This window comes from uncultured Sphingomonas sp. (genome assembly GCF_913774285.1).
GTDB lineage: Bacteria > Pseudomonadota > Alphaproteobacteria > Sphingomonadales > Sphingomonadaceae > Sphingomonas.
In genome coordinates, this window is sequence record NZ_CAJYHX010000018.1 from 1 (window position 1) to 22,772 (window position 22,772).

A 22,772-nucleotide genomic window follows, 5' to 3' on the forward strand; every position below is an offset into this window, starting at 1 on the left:
TTTTCTCGGGGCGGCCGCTGCGCCTGAATTTCGGTGACCGTCGCTGCGTTCCGGTGTGGAGCACCGCGTCGGTGGAGTGGCTTCTATGCCCGAGCCCCCCACCCGTCAACGAGAAAATGAAACTTTCTGTCGTTTTCGTGACAGATCCCCGGAAAATGGCGGAAATCCGCGCTTTTTGAGCCCACATGGTCCCGGCGGGAATGACCGTTTGATGACCATTCCCGCCGAATCAGGGGCGAATCTCCCCAGAATCAGCCCTGCATTCCCTGAATCGCGGCAAAGGCACGCACCGCTTCGGCTTCATCCCCACCCCACACGGCATGGCTGACCGCGAGGAAGTCCGCGCCCGCCTGCACCAGGGGTGCCGCATTGGCCGGGGTGATCCCGCCGATTGCGACGCAGGGGATTTCGAACAGCGCCGACCACCAGGACAGGATCACCGGCTCGGGGCGATGCTCCGTCGTCTTGGTGCTGGTCGGATAGAAGGCGCCGAACGCGACATAGTCGGCCCCCGCCTCCCCTGCTTCCATCGCCAGGTGCCGGCTGTCGTGGCAGGTCACGCCGATCTGGACGTTGGGGCCGAGGATCACGCGCGCCTCGCGGGCATCGCCGTCCCCCTGACCCAGATGCACGCCGTCGGCGCCGAGACGCTTGGCGAGGCTGACGCTGTCGTTGACGATGAAGGCGACCTCGGCATCGGCGCAGATACGCTGGAGCGGCTCGGCGAGCTTGGCGGCCTGGTGCTGGTCGACATCCTTCACCCGGAACTGGAAGGCGGCCACCGGGCCGGCATCGAGCGCGCGGCGCAGGCGATCGGCAAAGCCACCGGTCACGTCGAGCGGCGAGATCAGATAGAGCTGGCAGGGCGGGCGACGATCGTCGCGGACGAATTTCTCGGCAAAGCCTTCGAGGTTCGCTTCGTCTTCGAGATCGTCGAAGGGATCGGACATTGTGTACTCCGCTGCTGAAATGTCGGCGGAACTCTACCGCCTTTGTCGGCGGGCCTTCCACCCCCTGTCCGTCGGGGTCAAGCAGCGGCAGTTATGCGGCGGCGCCGTCCGGGCGAACCCGTCGGCGCCGCCGGGGCAGGTTTCAGGCCTCCTCGCCCTTGTAGATCGCTACCAGCTTGTCGAGCATCGCCAGCGCTTCGGCGCGCGGGCGCTGGAAGGTGTTGCGGCCGATGATCGAGCCGTTGCCGCCGCCGGCGAGAATGTCGCGGGCGTCCTGGTACACCGCATCCGCGCCCTTGGACGCGCCGCCCGAGAAGACGACGATACGGCGGCCGGCGAAGCAGCTCTGCACGACATGGCGCACGCGGTCGGCCTGGTTGGACCAGTCGGTGCCCTCATAGAGCTTCTTGGCCTCGGCCTGCTCGATGTTCGCGGCAGGCAGCTTGACCTTGATGATGTGCGCGCCGAGCAGCGCCGCCATGTGCGCGGCATAGGCGCCGACATCGAGCGCCAGTTCGCCTTCCTTGCTGAGCTTGCCGCCGCGCGGATAGGACCAGATCACCGTCGCGATGCCGACCGAGGCGGCCTGGGCGCGCATTTCCTTGATCTCCTCCATCATCTCGAACACGCCGTCGGCGCCCGGATAGATGGTGAAGCCGATCGCCGAGCAGCCGAGGCGCAGCGCATCGTCGACGCCGCCGGTCACCGCCTGGTCGATGCCGGTCGCCCAGCTGTTCGAGCTGTTGACCTTGAGGATGGTCGGGATCTGGCCGGCGAAGGTGTCGGCCCCGGCCTCGATCATGCCGAGCGGGGCGGCATAGGCCGAGAGGCCCGCGTCGATCGCGAGCTGGAAGTGGTAGTGCGGATCATAGGCGTCGGGATTGACCGAGAAGCTGCGCGCGGGCCCATGCTCGAAACCCTGGTCCACCGGCAGGATGATCAGCTTGCCGGTGCCGCCCAGCTTGCCCTGCATCAGGATGCGCGCGAGGTTCGCCTTCACGCCCGGATTGTCGGAGCCGTAATTGTCGAGGATCGCTTTGACGGCCGGTGTGATGCCCATGATGTCCCTCTGGATGGTGATACCGAGGGGTCCGTATCGCGCCCCTTCCCTTACGAAAAGGCTGACAACGTTGCCGAGTTGCTGCGGAGCAAAACTATTTCCGCAGCTGCGTAACAGCTCCGTTACCTGCCAGGTGATTGGTATTCCTTTGGTTCGTAGAAGCTGTCTTATTGAAGCGATACCACTGCACCCGACCATCCTCCGCCCAGGACGGGTGAGAGAATCGCTGTACCGTCGTTGCAAAAGAAAAGGGCGGGAGCGCAGTCGCGTCCCGCCCTTCGCCATGGGTATTGCCTGACTTAGCGAGCGAGGGCGGCGACGCCGGGGAGTTCCTTGCCTTCCATCCATTCCAGGAAGGCGCCGCCTGCGGTCGAGACGAAGCTGAACTCGCCGCCGACGCCGGCCTGGTTGAGCGCCGCGACCGTGTCGCCGCCGCCGGCGACCGAGACGAGCTGGCCTTCCTTGGTGAGCGCCGCCGCGGTGCGGGCGAGCGAGACGGTCGCCGCATCGAAGGGCGGGATCTCGAACGCGCCGAGCGGGCCGTTCCACACCAGCGTCTTGCAGGTCTTGAGCACGTCGGCGAGCGCCTCGGTGGCGGCGGGGCCGACGTCGAGGATCATCTCGTCCGCCGCGACTTCATGGACGTTGACGGTGCGGACCGGCGGGTTGGCACGGAATTCCTTCGCCACCACCACGTCGTACGGCAGGTGCACGGTGCAGCCGGCCGCGTCTGCGGCATCCATGATCTCTTCGGCGGTGCCGGTCAGGTCATGCTCGCACAGGCTCTTGCCGACATCGACACCGCGCGCGGCGAGGAAGGTGTTGGCCATGCCGCCGCCGATGATCAGGTGATCCACCTTGGCGACGAGGTGCTTGAGCACGTCGAGCTTGGTCGAGACCTTGGCGCCGCCGACCACCGCCGCGACCGGATGCTCGGGATTGCCGAGCGCCTTGTCGAGCGCGTCGAGTTCGGCTTCCATCTGGCGGCCGGCAAAGGCGGGCAGCTTGTGGGCGAGGCCTTCGGTCGAGGCGTGGGCGCGGTGCGCGGCCGAGAAGGCGTCGTTGACATAGAGATCGCCGAGCGCGGCAAAGCGATCGACCACCGTCGGGTCGTTCTTTTCCTCGCCGCCGAAGAAGCGGGTGTTCTCGAGCAGTGCGATGTCGCCGTCGTTCAGCGTCGCGACTGAGGCGGCATCGCCGTCCCAGTCGATATAGCGGACCGGGCGGCCCAGCACCTGCTCGAACGGCTTCACCACCTGGGCGAGCGACAGCTCCGCGCTGGGCACGCCCTTGGGGCGGCCGAAATGCGCGAGGACCAGCACCTTGGCGCCCTTGTCGGCGAGTTCGGCAACAGTCTGGATCGCGGCGCGGAAGCGCGTGTCGTCGCTCACCTTGCCGTCGGCCATCGGCACGTTGAGGTCCTCGCGGACCAGCACCCGCTTGCCGGTGATATCGCCCATGTCGTCGAGCGTCTTGAAACTGCGCGCCATGCTGAACCCCTCGCGTTTGAAAATCTGCGCGAGCGGCAGCCTGATGGCGGAGCGCTCGCACCCTGCGCTTGTGCCGTTGGTCGCCGTGCCGCCCCCGTTCCACCAGCGTCATCCCGCGAAAGCCGGGATCCATTGGCCTGAACTTCTTGGCTCCTGCTTCGCCGGAGTGGCGAATGGATCCCGGCTTTCGCCGGGATGACAGAAGAGGAGCTACCCAGCGACGCTACGGCCGCTTTGAAGATGGGAGGGGCTGCAGGCCGTGCAGCCGTCCTCCCCTCCCCTAGCCCCTCCCGCACGCGGGAGGGGGAATTTGGTAGTCCCCCGCTTCAGCGGAGGACTTCCGTCTTAGAACCCCGCCATCACGGTCGCGGTGTCGACCATGCGGTTGGAGAAGCCCCATTCGTTGTCGTACCAGCTGACCACGCGGACCAGCTTGCCGTCGATCACCGCGGTTTCCAGGCTGTCGACGGTCGACGATGCCGGCGTGTGGACGATGTCGGCCGAAACGATCGGATCGGCGGTGTAGACCAGCACGCCCTTGAGCGGGCCGCTCTCCGACGCCGCCTTCAGCACCGCGTTGACTTCCTCGACACTGGTGTCGCGGCCCGGCATGAAGGTCAGGTCGACGAGGCTGCCGTCCGGCACCGGCACGCGGACGGCCGAACCGTCGAGCTTGCCCTTCAGCTCCGGCAGCACCTCGCCCACCGCGCGGGCGGCGCCGGTCGTGGTCGGGATGATCGACATCGCGGCAGCGCGCGCACGGCGCAGGTCCGGGTGGATCTGGTCGAGGATCTTCTGGTCGTTGGTATAGGCGTGCACCGTGGTCATCAGGCCGCGCTCGATGCCGATCGCGTCGTTGAGCACCTTGGCGACCGGCGCCAGGCAGTTGGTGGTGCACGAAGCGTTCGAGACGATGGTGTGCTCGGCGGTCAGCTTGTCGTGGTTCACGCCGTAGACGACGGTGAGATCGACATTCTTGCCCGGGGCCGAGATCAGCACCTTCTTGGCGCCCGCGTCGATATGCTTCTGGGCGTCTTCGCGCTTGGTGAAGAAGCCGGTGCACTCGAGCACGATGTCGACGCCGTTCTCGGCGTGCGGCAGGTTGGCGGGATCGCGCTCGGCGGTCACCTTGATGCGCTTGCCGTCGACGACGATGTCGTTGCCGTCGGCCTCGACCGTGCCCGGATACTTGCCATGCACGCTATCGCGCGAGAACAGCCAGGCGTTCGACTTCGCGTCCGAGAGGTCGTTGATCGTGACCAGCTCGAGGCCGCTTTCGGGGCGCTCGAGGATCGCGCGTGCCACCAAACGGCCGATACGTCCGAAACCGTTGATCGCAACCTTCGTCATGCCTGTTCTCCGTTCAGCTTAGCGAGGATCTGCGGGACGATGGCGTCCGCAGTAAGACCGAAATGTTCGTAGAGCTTTAGATAGGGACCCGAAGCGCCGAAACCATCCACGCCGAAGCGCAAACCCTCGGTGCCGGTATAGCGCTCCCAACCGAAAGTGGTGCCCGCCTCGATCGATACCTTGAGTGCATCCTGCGGCAGGATGTCACGCTTGTAGCCGGCATCCTGCGCATCGAAGCGCTCGAAGCATGGGACAGAAACCACGTCGGCGCCGATGCCCTGGGCTTCCAGCGCCGCACGGACCGCCACGGCGATCTCGACTTCCGAGCCGGTGGCGAGCAGCACCACCTTGCGGGGAGCCTCCGCCTCCAGCAGCGCGTAGGCGCCGCGGGCCGAGCGGTTCTCGGCGGCTTCGGTGCGCAGCTGCGGCAGGTTCTGGCGGCTGAGCGCGATCAGCGACGGGCCGTCGGTCTTGGCGAGCGCGGCTTCCCACGCCTCCGCCGTCTCGACGACGTCGCACGGGCGCCACACGTCGAGGTTGGGGATCACGCGCAGGCTCATCAGATGCTCGACCGGCTGGTGGGTCGGGCCGTCCTCGCCGAGGCCGATCGAGTCATGCGTCATCACATAGACGACGCGGGCATGCTGGAGCGCTGAGAGGCGGATCGCCGCACGGGCATAGTCGGCGAAGACCAGGAAGGTGCCGCCATAGGGGATCACGCCGCCATGCAGCGCCATGCCGTTCATCGCGGCGGCCATGCCGAACTCGCGGATGCCGTAATTGACGTAGCGGCCGCCGTAATTGTCCGCATCGAGCCGCTGCAGCCCCTTGGTCAGCGTGTTGTTCGAGCCGGTGAGGTCGGCCGAGCCGCCGATCGTCTCGTCGAGGATCGCGTTGACCGCCTCCAGCGCGAGCTCGGACGCCTTGCGGGTCGCGACCTTCTGCGGGTTGGCGAGCAGGCTCTGGACATGCGGCTGGAGCAGGTTCGGCTGCACGTCGCCGCGGCGTTCCCAGCCGAGGCGATCGGGGTGCCCGGCCAGGCGCTCGGCCCAGGCGGCGTGCGATGCGGCACCGCGGGTACCGGCGGCAAGCCAGGCGTCGCGGATGTCCTGCGGGATTTCGAACGCCGGGTGGTTCCAACCGAGCGCGGTGCGCGCCGCGGCGATCTCGTCCTTGCCCAGCGGCGACCCGTGGACCTTGGACGAGCCCTGCTTGTTGGGCGCGCCCTTGCCGATGATGGTGCGGCACTTGACCAGCACCGGCTTGTCGCTGGCGACCGCTTCGTCGAGCGCGCGGACGATGTCGGCCTCGTCATGGCCGTCGCATTCGACGACGTGCCAGCCGGTGGCACGGTAGCGCGCCGGAATGTCCTCGACCGAGGAGAGCGAGACCGGGCCGTCGATGGTGATGTTGTTGTCGTCCCACAGCACGACCAGGCGGTTGAGCTTGAGGTGCCCGGCAATGCCGATCGCTTCGTGGTTGATGCCCTCCATCAGGCAGCCGTCGCCGGCGATCACCCAGGTGCGGTGATCGACCAGATCGTCGCCGAAGGTCGCGTTCAGGTGCCGCTCGGCGATCGCCATGCCGACCGCCATGGCCAGGCCCTGGCCCAGCGGGCCGGTGGTGCACTCGACGCCCGGCAACTCAAAATTCTCGGGATGGCCGGCGCAGGGGCTGCCGATCTGGCGGAAGTTCTTGATGTCTTCCAGCGTCGGGCGGGCATAGCCGGTCAGGTGCAGCAGCGAATAGAGCAGCATCGAGCCATGGCCGGCCGACAGCACGAAGCGGTCGCGATCGGGCCAGGCGGGGTCCGCCGGATCGAACTTGAGATAACGCTGGAAGAGGACGGTCGCGACGTCGGCCATGCCCATCGGCATGCCGGGGTGACCCGAATTGGCGGCCTCAACCGCGTCCATGGAAAGCGCGCGAATGGCGTTGGCGCAATCGGCGAAGGATGCTGTCACGTGATATTCCCCGTCTGGTCGCGCACGCCTTTGGAAGCATGGGGCCCCGCCGTCAACCGTTCGGCGCAGGCGTTACGACCTGCGTTAACCGTGCTGCCCTTGCCGCTGCGGCGAACCATGCTATCCGACAGGATAATGTCCGACCTTGTATCAGATCGTATCGAACGGGCTCTGAAGCGTATCGAAGTCGCCGCGGCCGCACAGACGCAGGCGCGCGCGAAGCTCGAAACCCGCAACGCGACGCTGCGCGCGCGGATCGAGTCGGCGCTGGTCGATCTGGATACGCTGATCGCCCGCGAACGCGAGCTGGAAGCGCAGCTGGCCGGCGATGACGCGGATACGGCCGAAGAGGAGCAGGGCTGATGGCGGAGATCACCCTCCAGGTCGCCGGGCGCAGCTATTCGGTGTCCGCCCGCGACGAGGACATGCCGCATCTGCGCGAACTGGAGGCGCGCATCGGCAGCCATGCCGACGCCGCACTGCGCGCAGCCGGCGGGCAAAGCGGCGAGCGCACGCTGCTCTATCTCGCGCTGATCCTCGCCGATGCGCTCGACGAAGCGGAGAAGAAGCCCGCGCCAGCCCCCGCCGTTCCCGACGAACTGCTCGAGCGGATCGCCGATCGGCTGGAGGCTGTCGCATCGGCCCTTGAGGAAAGCGACGCGACGTCCTAGATTAGAGCTGTGGCGGGAACTGCCCGGTGCGAGCCTTAGCAATTATCCCTGAGGCTATAATCTTCATCCATGGGAGCTGTCCCTGTGCAGATCCTGGTCTGCAACACATGGTTCCCACCTGACGTTCTGTGCGTCGGTGGATATTCAGGCCAACGGCCCATGGTGGTTCCCGTCACACCTTGCCCGCGAAACCGATGCTGAGCGACAAGCCCGCCCTTCGCGCGCGACTTCGCGCCGCCCGCGACCTGTTCGCCGCCGAGTCGAGTACCGCGATTCGCGCACCGGAAGCGTTCGTCGAACGGCTGGCGCCGGCGATGGTCGTCGCCACCTATTGCCCGGTGGGCAGCGAGGCCGATCCGACCCAGCTCGCCGCCGCCGCCGCCGAGCGCGGCTGTGCGCTGGCGCTCCCCCATGTCATCGACCGCGCCGCGCCGATCCGCTTCCTCGCCTGGGAAATGGGCGCACCGCTGGTCGCCGGGCCGTTCGGGCTGCGCCAGCCGGATGCGGCCAGCCCCGAAGTCGCGCCGGACGTGATCCTGACGCCGCTGATCGGTTATGACCCGCGGCTCAACCGCCTCGGCCAGGGTGCCGGGCATTATGACCGCGCCTTTGCCCGCTTCGAAAAGGCGTGGCGAGTGGGCGTCGCCTGGTCCGCGCAGGAGGTTCCTGCCCTTCCCGCCGATATCTGGGACGTGCCGCTCCACGCCGTGGTGACCGAGCAGGGCATGCTGTGGCACGCCGAGCCATGAACCCCAGCTGGCGCAAACCCGCCGGCGCGCTGGCGATCGTCGGGCTGATCCTGGTGTGGGTGGTGCTCGTCGCGAGCTTCTCCGGGCAGATCGGACGGCTGCCGATCCTGGTGCAGACGCTGATCTACCTGGCGCTGGGGATCGTCTGGATCCTGCCGCTCAAGCCGCTGCTACGGTGGATGGAGACGGGGCGCTGGCGATAGGAACACGGCTGGCTAGCAGGACCCGGTCTCTCTGCAATTGGCTGATCGGCATCGCAGTCGTCATGGCATTGATCGTGCCCCTCTACGCCATGGTTTCGGAACGGAGCTGGCTCGCCCCCCTGCTGTGGCCGCTCTCGCCGATCTACTGGCTCGCCGTCGCGGGCTGGGCGGTCTGTGTCGGGTGCGTGCTGCGCTGGCAGCGGCGATGGTGGCTGCTGCTTACCGCCCTCCCCGTCCTGTATCCCGCGGGTCTTCTGGGCTTCTTGTTGCTCCTTCTATCGGGCGCCAAAATTTTCTGACCGCATGGCGTTCGCGCCGCCGCGTACGGCGGCGCGAGAAATCACTTCCGCTCGCGGATCGCCTTGAACTCGGACCCTGCCTTCCACGTCGGCCAGGCCGCCCCATTCGCCAGCTCCGCCCCGATCGTGCCGAGCAGGTCGATGTCCTGCACCGCGCCCGTGAGGTTCCAGTCCGGCCCCCAGGCATCGCAGGCCTGATGGTAGCACTGCCCGGTATAGGCATCGATCCAAGCCTGCCCGGCCACCACCCCGCCCTGCTTGAGATCCGAGGCCCCGGCGATGCCCATCAGGAGCAGCGTCGGCACGCCCTGCTTGGCGAAGGAGAAGTGATCCGCGCGGTAGAACAGCCCGCGCTCGGGCAGCCCCTCGGGCGTCACCCGCCGGCCTTGCGTCGCTGCCACGCGGGCCATGTCGTCCTCCAGCGTGTTCTGGCCCTTGCCGACCAGCACCACGTCGTTGGCGAGCCCTGCGGTCTGCAGGATGTCGAGCGTCAGATTGGCGACGGTCTTGGCCATCGGCACCACCGGGTGCTGGGTATAATAGAGTGAGCCGAGCAGCCCGCGCTCCTCGGCCGTCCAGGCCGCGAAGACGACGCTGCGCTTCGGCGCCGGCCCCGCCTTCATGCTCCGGGCGATCTCCAGCAGCCCGGCAATGCCCAGCGCGTCGTCATTGGCGCCCGCGCGGTAGATGCGGCCCTTCGCGTCGGGCTTGCCGACGCCGTACGCATCCCAGTGGGCGCCGAACATCACCGCCTCGTCGGGCCGCTCGCTGCCGGGGATCTTGGCGAGCACATTGTAGCTGTCGACCTGCTCGGCGGTGACCGGCACGTCCGCGGTGAAGCGCACGCCTTCCAGCGGCACCGGCCGGAAGCTCGCCTTGCGCGCCTCGATGCGCAGCTTGGCCAGATCTAGCCCGGCGGCCGCGAACAGCCGCGTCGCCGCCCCGCCCTCCAGCCAGCCCTGCAGCGCCACGCTCGTCAGGTCCTCGGGCTTGCGGACGATGTCGTAATTTTCGCCGCCGCTGCTGATCACCACGTTCCAGCCATAGCCGGCCCCGGGCGTGTCATGGACAATCAGCGCGGCGACCGCGCCGCGCCGGGCGGCTTCCTCGAACTTGTAGGTCCAGCGGCCATAATAGGTCATCGTCCGCCCGCCGAACTTGCCGGCGACCGCCTCGCCTTGCCCAGCCGAGAAATCGGGATCGTTGACCAGGAACACCGCGACCTTGCCCTTCAGGTCGACGCCCTTGAAATCGTCCCACTGGCGCTCGGGCGCGGTGACGCCATAGCCGACGAAGACAACCGGCGCGTTCGCGATTCGGGCAGCGGCATCGGGGCGAATCGTCGAGACGTAGAGGTCCTTGGACTGCTCGACCGGCATCGCGCCCTTGGGGCCGTCGAATCGAAGCGTTGCGGGCGCGCCGAGGCGGGTGTGGAGCAGCGGCACCTTCTGCAGCCACTGGCCGTCCGGACCGGCCGGCTCCAGCCCCAGCGCCTCGAATCGCGCGACCAGATAGCCGAGGGTGCGATCCTCTCCGCGCGTGCCGGGCGCACGACCTTCGAACGCATCCGACGCCATCGTGCGGACGGTCTGTTCGATTCGCTTCGAATCGGCAGCGATCTGCGCCGAGGCCGGGAATGCGGTGGTGGCGAGGAAAAGCGCGGAGAGCGCGGCGGCGCGAGCGGGCATGCGGATCATCGCAATGGCTTAGCGCAGAAACAGGAGGGCCTGCAAAGGCCCGGCCTGCGCGCATGGTCCTCTTTTCCGAGGAGATGCGCCGCATGGCGCGAGTGACGGGGCTCGAACCCGCGACCTCCGGCGTGACAGGCCGGCGCTCTAACCAACTGAGCTACACCCGCTTGAGCCAAGCGAGGAGGCGGCACCTAGCCGCGTGTTTTCAGGCTGTCAACCGGATTGATCGAGGTTCGCGCGACGACGCGAACGAATGTCCGAAGGATCGCGTACGAGCGTGCCCTGCTCGAACAGGAATCCGGCGATGTCGGGCTTGCCCGCGGCGTTGAGCACGGTCTGGATGATGATCAGCAGCGGCACCGCCAGCAGCGCACCGGTGGTGCCCCACACCCAGCCCCAGAAGCTCAGCGAGATCAGGATCATGATCGGGTTGATGGTCAGCCGGTGGCCGACGATCAGCGGGGTGACGACGTTCGCCTCGACGAGATGCGCCGCGATCATGATCGCCGGCGGCACCATCGCCGTGCCGATATCGGCATAGGACATCAGCCCGCCCACCGCGAGCAGCAGCGCGGCGATCACCGGGCCGATATAGGGGATATAGTTGAGCAGCGCGACGAGGCCGCCCCACATCAGCGGCGTCGGCATGCCCATCAGCCAGAGTGCGCCGGCGACGATCAGGCCCAGGGTGACGTTGATCAGCGTGATCGTGCCCAGATAGGCCGAGGTATCGTCGACAACGTCCTGGATCACCCGCGCGGTTGCCATCGCGCCGCCGAAGCTGGCGCGGCTGGTGATCGCGCGGCGGCGCAGCCGGGTCCAGCCGGCGAGGAAGAAGTAGATGACGAGGATCGCGAAGAACATCTCGATCAGCGCCGACGGCGCCGAGGTGGTGAACAGGTCCATCAGCGACGTCGGTGGCTGCGCGGTCTGCACCACCGGCTGGCGCACCGGCGCGGAGGCGAAGTTGTTCAGCGTCTTGTTCACGAACCGCTCGAGGTTGGAATAGAAGCGGATCAGCGGTTCGAGATTGTGCTGGATCTTGGGGATGCTCTCGGGGAGCCGGCGGATCCACTGCCAGGCCGGTACCACGATCGAGGCGAGCGCGACATTGGCCGCGGTCAGGAACAGCAGCACGCAGATGAACGCGGCGATCGGTGCGGGCAGCCGGTGCCGCTCCAGCCATTCCAGGAAAGGCACCAGCGCGATCGCGATCACCAGCGAGGCGGTGACCGGCAGGAAGAAGCGCGCGCCCGCCTGGAGCGCGAAGGGCAGCGCCAGCACCAGCCCCATGCCGGCGATCAGCACCAGCGCGGCCATCAGCCGGTCGCGGCGCAGGCTGGGTACCGGCTCCTCGCCCTCCCAGTCCTCGGGCAGGTCGGCGGCCGCGATCGGATCGGGAACGCCCCCCGCCCCGCCATCGTCTGCACCCATCATCCCGGTACGCTGGTCCACGCGGCAATCCCTTTCTGGTACAGTGTAGAGGCGTGATCGTGTTGCGGCAATGCGCGGCCCTAACACGGCGCAATTGCGGCGGCATGTGTTGCCAGCTAGCCTCAATTGCATGGCCGAATTGCTTCTGGTGATCGACGAGGGCACCACCTCGACTCGGGCGATGCTCTTCGCGCCTTCCGGACAATGTGTTGCGAGTAGATCTGCAGAACTGACGCAGCATTATCCGGGCCCCGGCCTGGTCGAGCACGACGCGGGCGAGATCTGGCGGCAGAGCCATGCGTGCGCCGCGGCGATGGTGACGCTGGCGGGCGGTCCGCAGCGGATCGCCGCGATCGGCATCACCAACCAGCGCGAGACGGTGGTGTTCTGGGACAAGGCGACCGGCGAGCCGCTCGCCCCGGCGATCAGCTGGCAGGACCGTCGCACCGCAGCCCTGTGCCAGGCGATGCGCGAAGCGGGCGACGAACCCGGCATCCAGGCGCGCACCGGGCTGCTGCTCGATCCCTATTTTTCCGGCACCAAGATCGCCTGGGCGATGGAGCACTGGCCGCAGCTCAGGGCTGCAGGCGAACGACTGGCAATCGGCACGGTGGAGAGCTGGCTGGTGTGGAAGCTCACCGGCGGGCTGCACATCACCGACGCCACCAACGCCTCGCGCACGCTGCTGATGGGCCTGGGAAGTGGCGGCTGGAGCGACGGGCTGGTCGACCAGTTCGGTGTACCGCGCGCCGCGCTGCCCGAGATCGTCGACTGCGCCGGCCGCTTCGGGGTGACCAAGGCGTTCGGCGGCGCGATCCCGCTCTGCGGGCTCGTAGGCGACCAGCAGGCGGCGACGATCGGCCAAGCCTGCCTCACCCCCGGCGACACCAAGGCGACCTATGGTACCGGCGCCTTCGTGCTAACCAATGCCGGCGCGCGCCAGCCGCGCTCGCGGCACCGGCTGCTGTCGACCGTGCTGTGGCAGCTCGGCGGGCGCCGCACCTATGCGCTGGAAGGATCGGTGTTCGTCGCGGGCAGCCTCGTCCAGTGGCTGCGCGATTCGCTGGGGCTGATCGCGACCGCGGCGGAGAGCGAGGCGGTGGCGCGCTCGGTGCCGGACAATGGCGGCGTCTACTGCGTGCCGGCCCTCACCGGCCTTGGCGCGCCCTGGTGGCAGCCGGAAGCGCGCGCAGCGATTTCGGGCCTCAGCTTCTCGGCGGGCCGCGCGCATATCGTCCGCGCGGCGCTGGAGGCGATGGCGCACCAGAGCCACGACCTCGAGACCGCCTTCGCCGCGGACGGCGCACAATGGGGCCGCTTGCGCGTCGACGGCGGCATGATCACCAACGACTGGATCGCGCAGGACCTGGCCGACATGCTCGCCCTCCCCGTAGACCGGCCCGATTTCGCGGAGACCACCGCGCTGGGCGCCGCGATGCTGGCCGGGCTCGGCTGCGGCATGTTCGACAGCCTGGACGACGCGGCGATGATGCGCGGTACGATCCGGACGTTCGAGCCGCAGATGGAGCCGGACGTTCGCGCGGCGCGGCTGTCGGGCTGGCGCGATGCGATCACCCGCGTGCTCGCCGGCGACTGATCGCCGCTTCCGATGCGCATTGCCGCGGTCCAGTGTCGACCCGTGTTCGACGATGCCGAACGGACATGCGCGATCATCGCCGAGCGGCTGCGCTGGGCCGATTCCCAGGGCGTCGACCTGCTGCTGTTTCCCGAAGCGTGGCTGCTCGGCCATAGCTATGACGCCGTGGTGATCCGGGCGCGCGCCAACGTCGCCAGCGAACGCGCCCTGCCGGCATTGTGCGCACGGATCGCGGATTTTTCCTCGACGCTGGTTCTGGGCACGTTCGAGACCTTGGGCGAGCAAGTTATCAATTCCGCCGTCGTGATCGAGAACGGGCGGGTGGTCGGGCGCTATGCCAAGGCGCATCCGAACGAAGCGGGCGTCACGCCGGGCTCCGACTTTCCGGTCTTCGCGCGATCGGGCCTGCGCTACGGGATCAACATCTGCAACGACGCCAATTACCCGGAAGCGGCCGCGAGGCTGGCGGACCGGGGGGCCGGGCTGATCCTCTACCCGCTCAACAATCTGCTCCGCCCGGAGACCGCGGAGCGCTGGCGCGCGAGAAGCCTCGCCAACCTCGCTGCCCGGGCGCGGGAAACGGGGTGCTGGGTCGTCTCTGCCGATGTTGCGGGCGCAGCCGGCGACTGCCGCAGCTATGGCTGCACGGCGATCGTGTCTGCGGCCGGAGAAGTTGTGGCGCGCGTGCCAGAGCTGATGAAAGGCGTGGCATCGTTCGATCTGCCGGACGCGCCGACCGTCAGCTGAACAGCCAGCTGCCGAGCAGCCGCCCGGGAAGCAAGGTGAACAGCCCGGCGACGGCCAATCCCAGGTAGGTGAGCGACATCACCCGGCGGTGCGCCTCGATCCGGTGGCGGCGGGCGAGCAGGATGCCGCGCGGGATCATCACCAGCACCACCACCGACAGCAGATGGATCGGGCTAAGGTTGCCCGTCATGCCGCGCAGCCCGAAGCTGGAGAGCGCCGTGACCAGCATCAGCACCGCCCAGAGCTTGCCCAGGGCGCGGTGCAGCGCATCGCCCTTGCGGCGGAGCAGGACGTAGGCGCCCAACGGGAGCGCCGGCAGCACGGCGACGAGGTGCACGGCCAGCCAGAGGTTGCGCACGCTTGACCGGGCGACGGCGCCGCTTGCAAGGCCGTGGACGAGGGCCAGCAGGATGGCGCCACCGGCGATCGCGCCCAGGGCGACGATCAGCCGGTCGCGCGAGGGGAGTTCGAAGCCGGGATGTGCAACGTCGTTCATGAGTGTCTCCTTTCCAGCCATGATGCCGCATGGCCGGCCGCGGGCGAGCGGCTTTGCGGGAATGGAAGCCTTGGTTTCGCAAATGGCGCGCTGTGCCCGTCGGCGTCCCGTTCGCGAACCGCGAACGGGCAGGTCGCGTGATCCGCAGGCGCAGGCTGCTTGCAGAGCTGGCCGTCCTCGGCGGGCTGATTCTGGTGCTGGCGGCGCTCGGGCCGTTCGGCTCCTATGCGACGCCGCTGGGCCCTCGCCTGCTGCACTGGGCGCTGTACCTCGTCACCGGCTATGCCTTTTTCCGCCCGGTGATCGCCGCCGGGAGCGCACTTGCGCGCCAGACGGGGATGTCGCGGCTCGTCGCGATTGCGATCGCCTGCGTGCTCGGCGCCTTCCCGACCAGCATGATCTTCGTCTTCGCGGCCGCCGGCCCGGCCTGGCGATCGGTGACGGCCCCCAATCTCGCCGGAGCCTATCTGCAGACGCTGATCGTCGGCGCGACGGTGACGATCGTGCAGCTTCTGGCCGAGCGCCGCCCTGGTCCCGCAGACACCTCTCCTGCCCCCTCAGAAGCGCCGCTTCCGGATCAACAACCGGTCGCGGCTGTCGATGCGACCGGGGAAGCGGTCGCGCCTGCCCTGCTCGACCAACTGCCGCCCCATCTTCGTGGGCCGATCCTCTGCCTCGAGAACGAGGACCATTATGTTCGCGTGCACACCGCCCAGGGCAGCGCGCTGGTGCTGATGCGGATGCGCGATGCCGTCGTCCAGCTGGAGGGCCATGGCGCGCGCATCCATCGCAGCTGGTGGGTCGCACGCCGCGCGGTGGCGGGCGCCGTCCGCCAGGATCGCAACTGGAAGCTTCGCCTCGTCGACGGCCGCGAGGTCCCGGTGGCGCGCGCCAGCGTGCCGGAACTCCGCGCGCAGGGCTGGCTGGGCGACGAACCACCCGCCGCCTGACGACAAAAAAGGCCGGCCCGGGGGCGTACCCCAGGCCGGCCAGGTCAATCCTCGGGGAGAGGAAGGATCAGAACTTCACGCCGATCCCGGCGAAGAAGGTGGTGCCGCTGCGCGTCTCGTTGTGCAGGCGGTGGTAGATGCTGTTGTACTGGACCTCGGTCTCGTTGGTGAGGTTGATCGCGTCGAGCGTCAGCCGCACCCGGTCGGTCACATTGAAGAACGCCGCGGCGTCGACATAGACGGTGCCGTCGAAGCCGTCCTTGCTGGCCGCGTTCTTGCCGTCATAGGCAGTGCGCAGATAGGACGAGCGATAGTTCATCGAGCCGCGGATGCCCCAGCGCCTGGTCTCGTAATAGAGCGTCGCGTTGGCGTTGGTGTTCGACAGGCCCGGGATCGGGCTGTCGACGCCCTTGTTCGGCGCGTTGGAGTCGAGCAGCGTCAGGTTCGCCGCCATGCCCAGCTTGTCGAACGGCGCGGGCAGGAAGGTGAAGTTGGTCTGCGCCGCCATCTCGACGCCGGTGACATAGGCCTTGGCCAAGTTCACCGGCTGGGTGAACTCGGCGACGATCGTGTTCGGGGTCGCGCCCGGGATCATCGAGGTCGGCAGGCCGGTGGTGCTGTAGGGCACGTTCAGCAGCGTCTGGCTCGCGACCAGGTTGCGGATGTCCTTGTGGAACACGCCCAGCGAGACGAGGCCGACCTTGCCGAAATACCATTCGGCCGAGGCTTCGACCGAATTGTCCTTGTACGGCTTGAGGTTCGGGTTGCCGATGCTCGCGGTGATCTTGCCATTGTCGGCATTGGCGCTGCCCGAGGCCGCGACCGAGCTGAGGCCCGGGCGGTTGATGTTCTTGGCGGCGGCAACGCGGATCAGGAAGCTCGGCGTCACTTCTAGCGTGGCGTTCAGCGTCGGCAGCACGCCCGAATAGTGCGAGCTGGTCACGTTGGTGCCGATCGGCGTGTCGCTGCTGTTGGTGACGAAGCCGGTGCTGTCGAGATCGGTGGAATAGGCCCGCAGACCGATATTGCCGCGCAGGCGCATGCCGCCCAGCGGCGCGTTCCACTCTAGCTGGCCATAGCCGGCGGTGGTGGATTCGATCACCTTGTAGGTGTTCTCGATGTCGGTCGCGCCGGCCACGGTGTGCGCGGCATTGTAGGTCGCGAACGCCTTGGCATAGTCGCCGGCGATCCAGTCGGCCGACTTGTGCTGGGTGAACGCCACCGCATAGGGGATCACCGGCGTACCGCTGAACTGGCGGAACTTGCCGTCGTTATACACTTCGGAGCCCGAGGTCTCATACCGGCGATAGCTGGCGCCGGCGCGGAGCGTGAAGATGTCGTTCAGCTTCAGCGCCGCGTTGCCGACGCCTTCCTTCAGGCTGGTCTTGTTCCAGAATTCGCGGAAGTAGAATTCCTTGAACGTGTACTTGGAGGGATCCGAGGTGTTCCAGCGATAGAAGTTGGTCGCGCCGGTGCCATCCGCGTCATAGATGGTGGTCATGCCGCCCTGCGCGCGCAGGTACAGCTTGTCGTCGTACGGGGTGGTGTACTTCGAATCCTCGTAGCCGACATGGCCGTCGAAGGTCAGGCTGTCGCTCGCCTCCCACTTGCCGGTAAGCGCGATCTGGTTGAACTTGTTCTTGTTCTTCGAACGGCGATGCTCGCTGGCATAGGTGGCGTTGTCGACGCTGATCGCATCGACGAAGTTGGTGCTGTCCCAGTGGATCGAATTGATCTTCGAGCCGGTGTCGAAGATCACCGAGCCCGAGGTGTTGTCGGGACGCGTCGCCAGATGGTATTCGTCGCGGTTGGTGGTGAACTCGCCGTGCAGGCCGTCCAGCGTGAACAGCAGATTGTCCGACGGACGCCACTGGGTGGCGAGAGTCAGGCCGAGGCGCTCCTGCTTGGCATCCCAAACTGACAGGCGATTGCCAGAGGCGAACACCAGGTCGCCCGACTTGAACTTGGCCTGCTGGTCGGCGGTAAGCGCCGAGATGTCGAGGCCCTTGCCCAGATAGCTGCTGATCTGGCTCGCGCTCAGCTGGCTCGGCGAATAGGTGTTGTAGCCCTGCTCCTCGGTCTTGCGCTTCGAATAGGCGACCGAAAGGAGAATGCCGAATCGGTCACCCCAGTTCTGGCTGAGCATCGCGGCGACGCGCGGCTGCGCATCCTTGGTGAAGCTGTTGGTGCCGAGCTTGGCGGAGATCGCGCCGGTCAGCCCCTGCTTCTGCTCGAGCGGCTTTGCGGTGAACAGGCCGACGGTGCCGGCCATGCCGCCTTCGGCCTGCGAGGCCTGGTAGCTCTTCTCGACTTCGACGCGCGAGAACAGCTCGGAAGCGAAGATGTTGAAATCGAAGGCACGGTCGCGCGAGCGCTGGCCGCGGCTGTCCATCGCCGAGTCGACATTGCCCAGCACTTCCATGCCGTTGAGCTGGACGCGGGTGAAATCGGGGCCGAGGCCGCGCAGCGTGATGCGGCGGCCCTCGCCAGCCTCGCGGTTGATCGCCACGCCCGGCAGGCGCTGGATCGACTCGGCGAGGTTGAGTTCCGGGAACTTCGCCATGTCCTCGGCGACGATCACGTCCTTCATGATGTTGGAATCGCGCTTCAGCTCACGCGCCTTGGCGAGCGAGGCGATGTAGCCGTTGACGACGATCTCGCCGTCTTCCTGGCCCTGCGGCGCTGCGTCCTGCGCAGCGGCGGCCATCGAAATGCAGCTCGCGCCAACAGCCAGCGCGGCGAGCGCCGCGCGGTAGGTGAATGCCATAATGCCCTCCCTTGTGGTGTGTGGGGGCCGGCCTGCCCTGGCTGCCCCGCAGCGGCGCCTAGGATCGGTTCATGACGCGTATGTGACATTCAATGTTGATTTATGTGGATTTGAACGTTCTCGTGTGGGTTCTCGTGCATCATTAACGCTGGTACAGTTGCGCGATGGAGAGCTTGGACATTCCTTCGAGAGCGCCGTCTGCGCGCGCCACGCAGACTGCTCGGCTGACGACGCTGCTCGAGCTGCTGGAGCAGCGCGGTCAATGGTCGATCGGCGAACTGGCCGAGCGGTTCGACGTTTCCGAGGAGACGATCCGCCGCGACGTCCGCCAGCTGGAACAGGCCGGGCGCGTGCAGAAGATCCATGGCGGCGTCTGCCTGCCCGGCGGCGTGCTCGAGCCCCCCTATCGCCAGCGACTGCGCGACCAGGCCGAGGCCAAGCAGCGGATCGCCGAGCGGGCGGTGGCGCTGGTCCGGCCGGGGATGACGCTGCTGCTCGATTCGGGCACGACCACGCTGTGGCTGGCCCGCGCACTGGGCCATGTGCGCGACCTGACGGTGATCACCAACAGCATGGAGATCGCCGCGCAAGTACTCGGACACCCGGGCCAGCGGCTCTATGTGGCCGGCGGCGCGGTCGATCCCGATTACCACGCGGCGTTCGGCAGCGAGGCGATCGAGTATTGCCGCCAGTTCGCGCCCGACCTGACCGTGCTGTCGATGGGCGCGGTCGATCCGGTGCGCGGCTTTCTCGATTTCGACGCGGGTGAAGCGGCGTTCAAGCGCAGCCTGCTCCCCCAGGCGCGGCGCGTCGCGGTGCTGTGCGACGCGACCAAGTTCGACAAGTCGGGCTTCGTCCATGTCGCCGGGTTCGGGGATGTGCACGAACTGGTGACCGACCAGGCACCGCCGGAGGACATCGCGGCGGCCGCCGCGGCGGCCGGGACGGCGATCCATTTGATTTGAGGGGCTGACGTCGCCTCCCAACCGACGCTAATTCTCCCCTCCCGCTTGCGGGAGGGGTTGGGGGAGGGTGTGTACGGGAAGCAGGGCACGCGTTCAAAGAAGTAGGCTGAGGCCACTTCCCCTCACTTCCGCCGTCGAGCCCGCGACCCCCACTCACCCTCCCCAAACCTCTCCCGCAGGCGGGAGGGGGACTAGAAGAAGCGTGAGGGGCTGGACGCCTCTATCCTCCCCCGCCAGGGGGAAGATACGCACCGCCTCACGCCGCCTTGTCGGTGAGGAACAGCGCCTTGAGATCCTTCTTCAGGATCTTGCCATTGGCATTCCTCGGCAGCGTCTCGGCGGAGAAGCGGATCGCCACCGGCACCTTGAACGCGGCGATCCGCTCGCGAACGAACGCCTGCAGCTCCGCCTCGGTCGCCGACATGCCCGGCGCGAGATGGACCACCGCCACCGGCTCCTCGCCCAGCGTGCGGTGCGGAATGCCAATCAGCGCCGCGTCGGTCACCGCCGGATGCGCGTAGAGCACGTCCTCCACTTCCGACGAGTAGATGTTCTCGCCGCCACGGATGATGATGTCCTTGGCGCGGTCGACGACATAGAGGAACCCCTCCTCGTCCAGCCGCGCGAGGTCGCCGGTGCGCACCCAGCCGTCGCGGAAGGTCTCCGCGGTCGCCTCGGGCTTGTTCCAATAGCCCTTCACGATCATCGGCCCCTTGGCCCAGAGCTCGCCGACCTCGCCAACCGGCAGCTCGCGCGTGCCGTCGACATCCATGATCTTGAGCTCGGCGACCGGCACCGGCGGCCCGGCACTGGTCGGCCGGGCGAGATATTCCTCGCCGAGATGATGCGTCACCGTCGCCATCGTCTCGGTCATGCCCCAGCCATTGCCGGGCAGCGCGCCGAATTCCTGGAAGATGCGCTTGACCAGCTCGGGCGCCGAGGGCGCGCCGCCATAGGAGATGCTCTCCAGGCTCGACAGGTCGTACTTGTGGCGCTCGGGATGTTCGAGCAGCTGCCAGGCGATGGTCGGCACGCCGCCGGTCTGGTTGACCTTCTCGCGCTGGATGATCTCCATCGCCTCGATTGGCTCCCAGCGGCGCATGAACACCACCGTGCCGCCCGCGGCGATCAGCGCCATCAGCCCCGCGCTGCAGGCGGTGACGTGGAACAGCGGAATTACCAGCAGGCCCACCTTGTAAGGCGGCGCGGCCGGCGGCACCTCGCCCCGGCGCAGCATCGACCGCGCGACCGAATAGCCGGCGGTGAGGATGTTGGTCATCAGGTTGCGATGCGTGCCCACCGCGCCCTTGGGATTGCCGGTGGTGCCGCTGGTATAGAAGAGCGTGACATCGTCGTCCGGCGCGATCCCGACCTCGGGGAACGCGATCTCGCTCATGTCCGCCCAGCTGTTGCACGGCCCCAGGATCGATTCCAGCGCGACCGCATCGCCCTCCAGCGGCGAGCAGGCGCGGCTGACCACCACCTGCTCCAGATCCGGCAGCGCCGCGTAGCAGTGCTTGAGCCGCTCGTGCCGCTCGCCGTCGACGAACAGCAGCTTGGCGCCCGAATCCTTCATGCCATATTCGAGCTCGGCACCCGTCCACCAGGCGTTGAGCGGCACCAGGATCGCGCCGATGCTCACCGCGGCGAAGAAGATCGTCGGCCATTCGGGCAGGTTGCGCATCGCCAGCGCGACGCGGTCGCCCTTGGCCACGCCCTTGGCCTGCATCCAGGAGGCGAGATGGCAGGTGGCGCGGTAGTTCGCCTCGTAGCTGACCCGCTCGTCCTGGTAGATGGTGAAGGGCCGCTCGCCATAGCCGCGCGCCAGCCGGGCGAGGATCGCGGCGGTGGGCGGCGCGTTCTTCCACACGCGCGTCGACACGCCGCGGATCTCCACGGTGTCCATCTCGAACTTGGCGCCGGGCGCGGTGAGCATGGCGTCCACGGCGGCGAGCGGGGCTTTGGGCCAGTCGGGGGGCAAGGGCACGATCGGTTCAAGGGTCAAGGCAGCGCTCTCCATCGACTTTCTGAACTTTGGGTTTGGCTCGTTGGCCAACCGCTCACGACGTTAGTGTTGATTTGCCGCGCGCTCAAGGCAATAGAAAGGCGACACCCGCGAGAAGGTGCATTGAACCGAATTCGAACGAGAGGTATGCCGCCAAGCATGGAAGTCGACGATCCGATCGCCCATGGATTCGATGCCGCCCGGCTGGCGCGGATCGATGCCTTTGTGAAGGCACGCTATCTCGACACCGGCAAGCTGCCGCATGCGCAGCTGCTGCTCGCGCGCGACGGGCGGATCGTCCATTTCTCGCACCAGGGCGCGGCGCGCGAGGGCGGCACGGCGATCGACGAATCGACGCTGTTCCGCATCGCCTCGATGACCAAGCCGATCACCAGCCTCGCCTTCATGATGCTGCTGGAGGAAGGGCTGGTCGCGCTCGACACGCCGGTCCACCATGTGCTGCCCGAGCTGAAGGGCGTCGGCGTCTATGCCGGCGGCGGCAATGGGGAGCCGTTCGTCACCACCCCTACCGCCCAGCCGATACGGATGGTGGACCTGCTGCGCCACACCGCCGGCCTCACCTATGGCTTCCAGGAGCGCGGCCCAGTCGACGCCGCCTATCGCACGGGTCGAATCGAAAGCTGGCACGGCAATCTCACGCTGGACGAGTTCATCGCCACGCTGGGCACGCTGCCGCTGGAATTCTCGCCGGGCGAGGCCTGGACCTATTCGGTCGCCACCGACGTGCTCGGCGCGGTGGTCGAGCGGCTGTCGGGCATGACGCTCGACCGCTTCTTCGCCGAACGGATCTTCGCGCCCCTCGGTATGCACGATACCTTCTTCCAGGTGCCCGAGGACAAGGTCCACCGCCTCGCCGATTGCTGGACGATGCAGGAGGGCAAGGGCCGCGTGTTGTACGATCGCGGCGAGGCATCCGCCTGGTCGCGCTTCCCCCGGCTGCTGTCCGGTGGGGGCGGCCTGGTCTCGACCGCGCTCGACTATCACCGCTTCAACACGCTGATGCTGAACCGCGGCGAGTTGGACGGCGTGCGGCTGGTCTCGCCCAAGACCGTGCAGCTGATGACGATCAACCACCTGCCCGGCGGCCGCGACCTTGCCAGCCTGTCGCGCGGGCTGTTCAACGAGACGACCAATGCCGGGGTCGGCTTCGGCCTCGGATTCGCGATCAACCTCGATGTCGCCAAGACGATGATCCCCGGCTCGGTCGGCGAATTCTACTGGGGCGGGATGTTCTCGACCGCCTTCTTCGTCGATCCCGTCGAGCGCCTCTCGATGGTGTTCATGACGCAATTCTCACCCTCGATGCTCTACCCGATCCGGCGCGAGCTCAAGACGCTGATCTATTCGGCGCTCACCCGATGAG

At 67.4% G+C, this 22,772-nt stretch carries 20 protein-coding genes, 1 tRNA gene and 1 other RNA gene; 11 read left to right on the forward strand and 11 right to left on the reverse strand.

Annotated elements, in window-relative coordinates:
• Positions 1-251 precede the first annotated feature (251 nt).
• The 5 genes from thiE to tkt form a co-directional block, all read right to left on the reverse strand.
• Complete coding sequence (thiE, locus tag QZ670_RS07630; protein ID WP_294253642.1) at positions 252-950, reverse strand: thiamine phosphate synthase; 699 nt, start codon at positions 948-950, stop codon at positions 252-254.
• A gap of 142 nt (positions 951-1,092) precedes the next feature.
• Entirely contained in the window at positions 1,093-2,010 is a 918-nt protein-coding gene (locus QZ670_RS07635) for a class I fructose-bisphosphate aldolase (RefSeq protein WP_294253644.1), read from the reverse strand.
• A gap of 299 nt (positions 2,011-2,309) precedes the next feature.
• Complete coding sequence (locus tag QZ670_RS07640) at positions 2,310-3,500, reverse strand: phosphoglycerate kinase (protein WP_294253646.1); 1,191 nt, start codon at positions 3,498-3,500, stop codon at positions 2,310-2,312.
• 345 nt (positions 3,501-3,845) lie between these two features.
• Positions 3,846-4,850, reverse strand: a complete 1,005-nt coding sequence (gene gap / locus QZ670_RS07645) for a type I glyceraldehyde-3-phosphate dehydrogenase (protein ID WP_294253648.1) — start codon at positions 4,848-4,850, stop codon at positions 3,846-3,848.
• Positions 4,847-6,814, reverse strand: coding sequence for a transketolase (gene tkt / locus QZ670_RS07650; RefSeq protein WP_294253650.1), 1,968 nt, complete (start codon positions 6,812-6,814; stop codon positions 4,847-4,849). The genes gap and tkt overlap by 4 nt, the downstream gene beginning before the upstream one ends.
• Between tkt and QZ670_RS07655 the strand changes: the two genes are divergently transcribed.
• From QZ670_RS07655 to QZ670_RS07680, 6 genes are all read left to right on the forward strand, one after another.
• Positions 6,815-7,177 (forward strand): hypothetical protein, encoded by a 363-nt coding sequence (locus tag QZ670_RS07655; RefSeq protein WP_294253652.1) that lies wholly within the window; start codon positions 6,815-6,817, stop codon positions 7,175-7,177.
• The gene (locus QZ670_RS07660; protein WP_294253654.1) at positions 7,177-7,485 is read left to right on the forward strand and encodes a cell division protein ZapA; all 309 of its coding nucleotides are present in this window, start codon (positions 7,177-7,179) and stop codon (positions 7,483-7,485) included. Before QZ670_RS07655 ends, QZ670_RS07660 begins: the two co-directional genes overlap by 1 nt.
• 13 nt (positions 7,486-7,498) lie before the next feature.
• Positions 7,499-7,658: non-coding RNA, 6S RNA (ssrS, locus tag QZ670_RS07665), on the forward strand.
• A gap of 21 nt (positions 7,659-7,679) precedes the next feature.
• Positions 7,680-8,234: a 5-formyltetrahydrofolate cyclo-ligase gene (locus QZ670_RS07670; protein WP_294253656.1), complete on the forward strand. Its 555-nt coding sequence runs from the start codon at positions 7,680-7,682 to the stop codon at positions 8,232-8,234.
• Positions 8,231-8,437 carry a DUF2842 domain-containing protein gene (locus tag QZ670_RS07675; protein ID WP_294253776.1) on the forward strand — a complete coding sequence of 69 codons (207 nt, stop codon included), beginning with the start codon at positions 8,231-8,233 and terminating at the stop codon, positions 8,435-8,437. The genes QZ670_RS07670 and QZ670_RS07675 overlap by 4 nt, the downstream gene beginning before the upstream one ends.
• 62 nt (positions 8,438-8,499) lie before the next feature.
• A complete protein-coding gene (locus QZ670_RS07680) occupies positions 8,500-8,736 on the forward strand; it encodes a hypothetical protein (RefSeq protein ID WP_294253658.1) in 237 nt (78 codons plus the stop codon).
• Positions 8,737-8,777: 41 nt separating this feature from the next.
• Here QZ670_RS07680 and QZ670_RS07685 read toward each other — a convergent pair whose 3' ends face one another.
• The 3 genes from QZ670_RS07685 to QZ670_RS07695 form a co-directional block, all read right to left on the reverse strand.
• Positions 8,778-10,433: a M28 family metallopeptidase gene (locus tag QZ670_RS07685; protein WP_294253660.1), complete on the reverse strand. Its 1,656-nt coding sequence runs from the start codon at positions 10,431-10,433 to the stop codon at positions 8,778-8,780.
• Between the two features lie 84 nt (positions 10,434-10,517).
• Positions 10,518-10,594: transfer RNA gene (locus tag QZ670_RS07690), tRNA-Asp, on the reverse strand.
• 46 nt (positions 10,595-10,640) lie between these two features.
• Positions 10,641-11,747, reverse strand: coding sequence for an AI-2E family transporter (locus QZ670_RS07695; RefSeq protein WP_294253777.1), 1,107 nt, complete (start codon positions 11,745-11,747; stop codon positions 10,641-10,643).
• 244 nt (positions 11,748-11,991) lie between these two features.
• Here QZ670_RS07695 and QZ670_RS07700 point away from each other — a divergent pair, with 244 nt between their 5' ends.
• Together QZ670_RS07700 and QZ670_RS07705 are read left to right on the forward strand one after the other, a co-directional pair.
• Positions 11,992-13,458, forward strand: coding sequence for a glycerol kinase (locus tag QZ670_RS07700; protein ID WP_294253662.1), 1,467 nt, complete (start codon positions 11,992-11,994; stop codon positions 13,456-13,458).
• Positions 13,459-13,470: 12 nt separating this feature from the next.
• Positions 13,471-14,205 carry a carbon-nitrogen hydrolase family protein gene (locus QZ670_RS07705; RefSeq protein ID WP_294253663.1) on the forward strand — a complete coding sequence of 245 codons (735 nt, stop codon included), beginning with the start codon at positions 13,471-13,473 and terminating at the stop codon, positions 14,203-14,205.
• Here QZ670_RS07705 and QZ670_RS07710 read toward each other — a convergent pair.
• Positions 14,198-14,701 carry a DUF2306 domain-containing protein gene (locus QZ670_RS07710; protein WP_294253665.1) on the reverse strand — a complete coding sequence of 168 codons (504 nt, stop codon included), beginning with the start codon at positions 14,699-14,701 and terminating at the stop codon, positions 14,198-14,200. The two genes, QZ670_RS07705 and QZ670_RS07710, sit on opposite strands and share 8 nt — an antisense overlap.
• Positions 14,702-14,838: 137 nt before the next feature.
• Between QZ670_RS07710 and QZ670_RS07715 the strand changes: the two genes are divergently transcribed.
• Entirely contained in the window at positions 14,839-15,651 is an 813-nt protein-coding gene (locus QZ670_RS07715) for a LytTR family DNA-binding domain-containing protein (protein ID WP_294253667.1), read from the forward strand.
• 67 nt (positions 15,652-15,718) lie between these two features.
• Here the strand turns inward: QZ670_RS07715 and QZ670_RS07720 are convergent, their stop codons facing one another.
• Entirely contained in the window at positions 15,719-18,418 is a 2,700-nt protein-coding gene (locus QZ670_RS07720; RefSeq protein ID WP_294253669.1) for a TonB-dependent receptor, read from the reverse strand.
• Positions 18,419-18,582: 164 nt separating this feature from the next.
• Here QZ670_RS07720 and QZ670_RS07725 point away from each other — a divergent pair, with 164 nt between their 5' ends.
• The gene (locus tag QZ670_RS07725; protein WP_294253671.1) at positions 18,583-19,383 is read left to right on the forward strand and encodes a DeoR/GlpR family DNA-binding transcription regulator; all 801 of its coding nucleotides are present in this window, start codon (positions 18,583-18,585) and stop codon (positions 19,381-19,383) included.
• Positions 19,384-19,639: 256 nt separating this feature from the next.
• Here the strand turns inward: QZ670_RS07725 and QZ670_RS07730 are convergent, their stop codons facing one another.
• Positions 19,640-21,403 carry a class I adenylate-forming enzyme family protein gene (locus tag QZ670_RS07730; RefSeq protein WP_294253672.1) on the reverse strand — a complete coding sequence of 588 codons (1,764 nt, stop codon included), beginning with the start codon at positions 21,401-21,403 and terminating at the stop codon, positions 19,640-19,642.
• Between the two features lie 144 nt (positions 21,404-21,547).
• Between QZ670_RS07730 and QZ670_RS07735 the strand changes: the two genes are divergently transcribed.
• The gene (locus tag QZ670_RS07735) at positions 21,548-22,771 is read left to right on the forward strand and encodes a serine hydrolase domain-containing protein (protein ID WP_294253674.1); all 1,224 of its coding nucleotides are present in this window, start codon (positions 21,548-21,550) and stop codon (positions 22,769-22,771) included.
• Position 22,772 lies beyond the last annotated feature (1 nt).

What these genes read in the sequence shown, in the direction of transcription:
- QZ670_RS07675 (WP_294253776.1), top strand. Translation starts at nt 8,231, where the DNA reads ATGAACCCCAGCTGGCGCAAACCCGCCGGCGCGCTGGCGATCGTCGGG.
- QZ670_RS07660 (WP_294253654.1), top strand. Translation starts at nt 7,177, where the DNA reads ATGGCGGAGATCACCCTCCAGGTCGCCGGGCGCAGCTATTCGGTGTCC.
- QZ670_RS07635 (WP_294253644.1), bottom strand. Translation starts at nt 2,010, where the DNA reads ATGGGCATCACACCGGCCGTCAAAGCGATCCTCGACAATTACGGCTCC.
- QZ670_RS07640 (WP_294253646.1), bottom strand. Translation starts at nt 3,500, where the DNA reads ATGGCGCGCAGTTTCAAGACGCTCGACGACATGGGCGATATCACCGGC.
- QZ670_RS07685 (WP_294253660.1), bottom strand. Translation starts at nt 10,433, where the DNA reads ATGATCCGCATGCCCGCTCGCGCCGCCGCGCTCTCCGCGCTTTTCCTC.
- QZ670_RS07705 (WP_294253663.1), top strand. Translation starts at nt 13,471, where the DNA reads ATGCGCATTGCCGCGGTCCAGTGTCGACCCGTGTTCGACGATGCCGAA.
- QZ670_RS07735 (WP_294253674.1), top strand. Translation starts at nt 21,548, where the DNA reads ATGGAAGTCGACGATCCGATCGCCCATGGATTCGATGCCGCCCGGCTG.
- QZ670_RS07730 (WP_294253672.1), bottom strand. Translation starts at nt 21,403, where the DNA reads ATGGAGAGCGCTGCCTTGACCCTTGAACCGATCGTGCCCTTGCCCCCC.
- QZ670_RS07670 (WP_294253656.1), top strand. Translation starts at nt 7,680, where the DNA reads ATGCTGAGCGACAAGCCCGCCCTTCGCGCGCGACTTCGCGCCGCCCGC.
- QZ670_RS07720 (WP_294253669.1), bottom strand. Translation starts at nt 18,418, where the DNA reads ATGGCATTCACCTACCGCGCGGCGCTCGCCGCGCTGGCTGTTGGCGCG.
- thiE (WP_294253642.1), bottom strand. Translation starts at nt 950, where the DNA reads ATGTCCGATCCCTTCGACGATCTCGAAGACGAAGCGAACCTCGAAGGC.
- QZ670_RS07710 (WP_294253665.1), bottom strand. Translation starts at nt 14,701, where the DNA reads ATGAACGACGTTGCACATCCCGGCTTCGAACTCCCCTCGCGCGACCGG.
- QZ670_RS07695 (WP_294253777.1), bottom strand. Translation starts at nt 11,747, where the DNA reads ATGGCCGCGCTGGTGCTGATCGCCGGCATGGGGCTGGTGCTGGCGCTG.
- QZ670_RS07700 (WP_294253662.1), top strand. Translation starts at nt 11,992, where the DNA reads ATGGCCGAATTGCTTCTGGTGATCGACGAGGGCACCACCTCGACTCGG.
- QZ670_RS07680 (WP_294253658.1), top strand. Translation starts at nt 8,500, where the DNA reads ATGGCATTGATCGTGCCCCTCTACGCCATGGTTTCGGAACGGAGCTGG.
- gap (WP_294253648.1), bottom strand. Translation starts at nt 4,850, where the DNA reads ATGACGAAGGTTGCGATCAACGGTTTCGGACGTATCGGCCGTTTGGTG.
- QZ670_RS07725 (WP_294253671.1), top strand. Translation starts at nt 18,583, where the DNA reads ATGGAGAGCTTGGACATTCCTTCGAGAGCGCCGTCTGCGCGCGCCACG.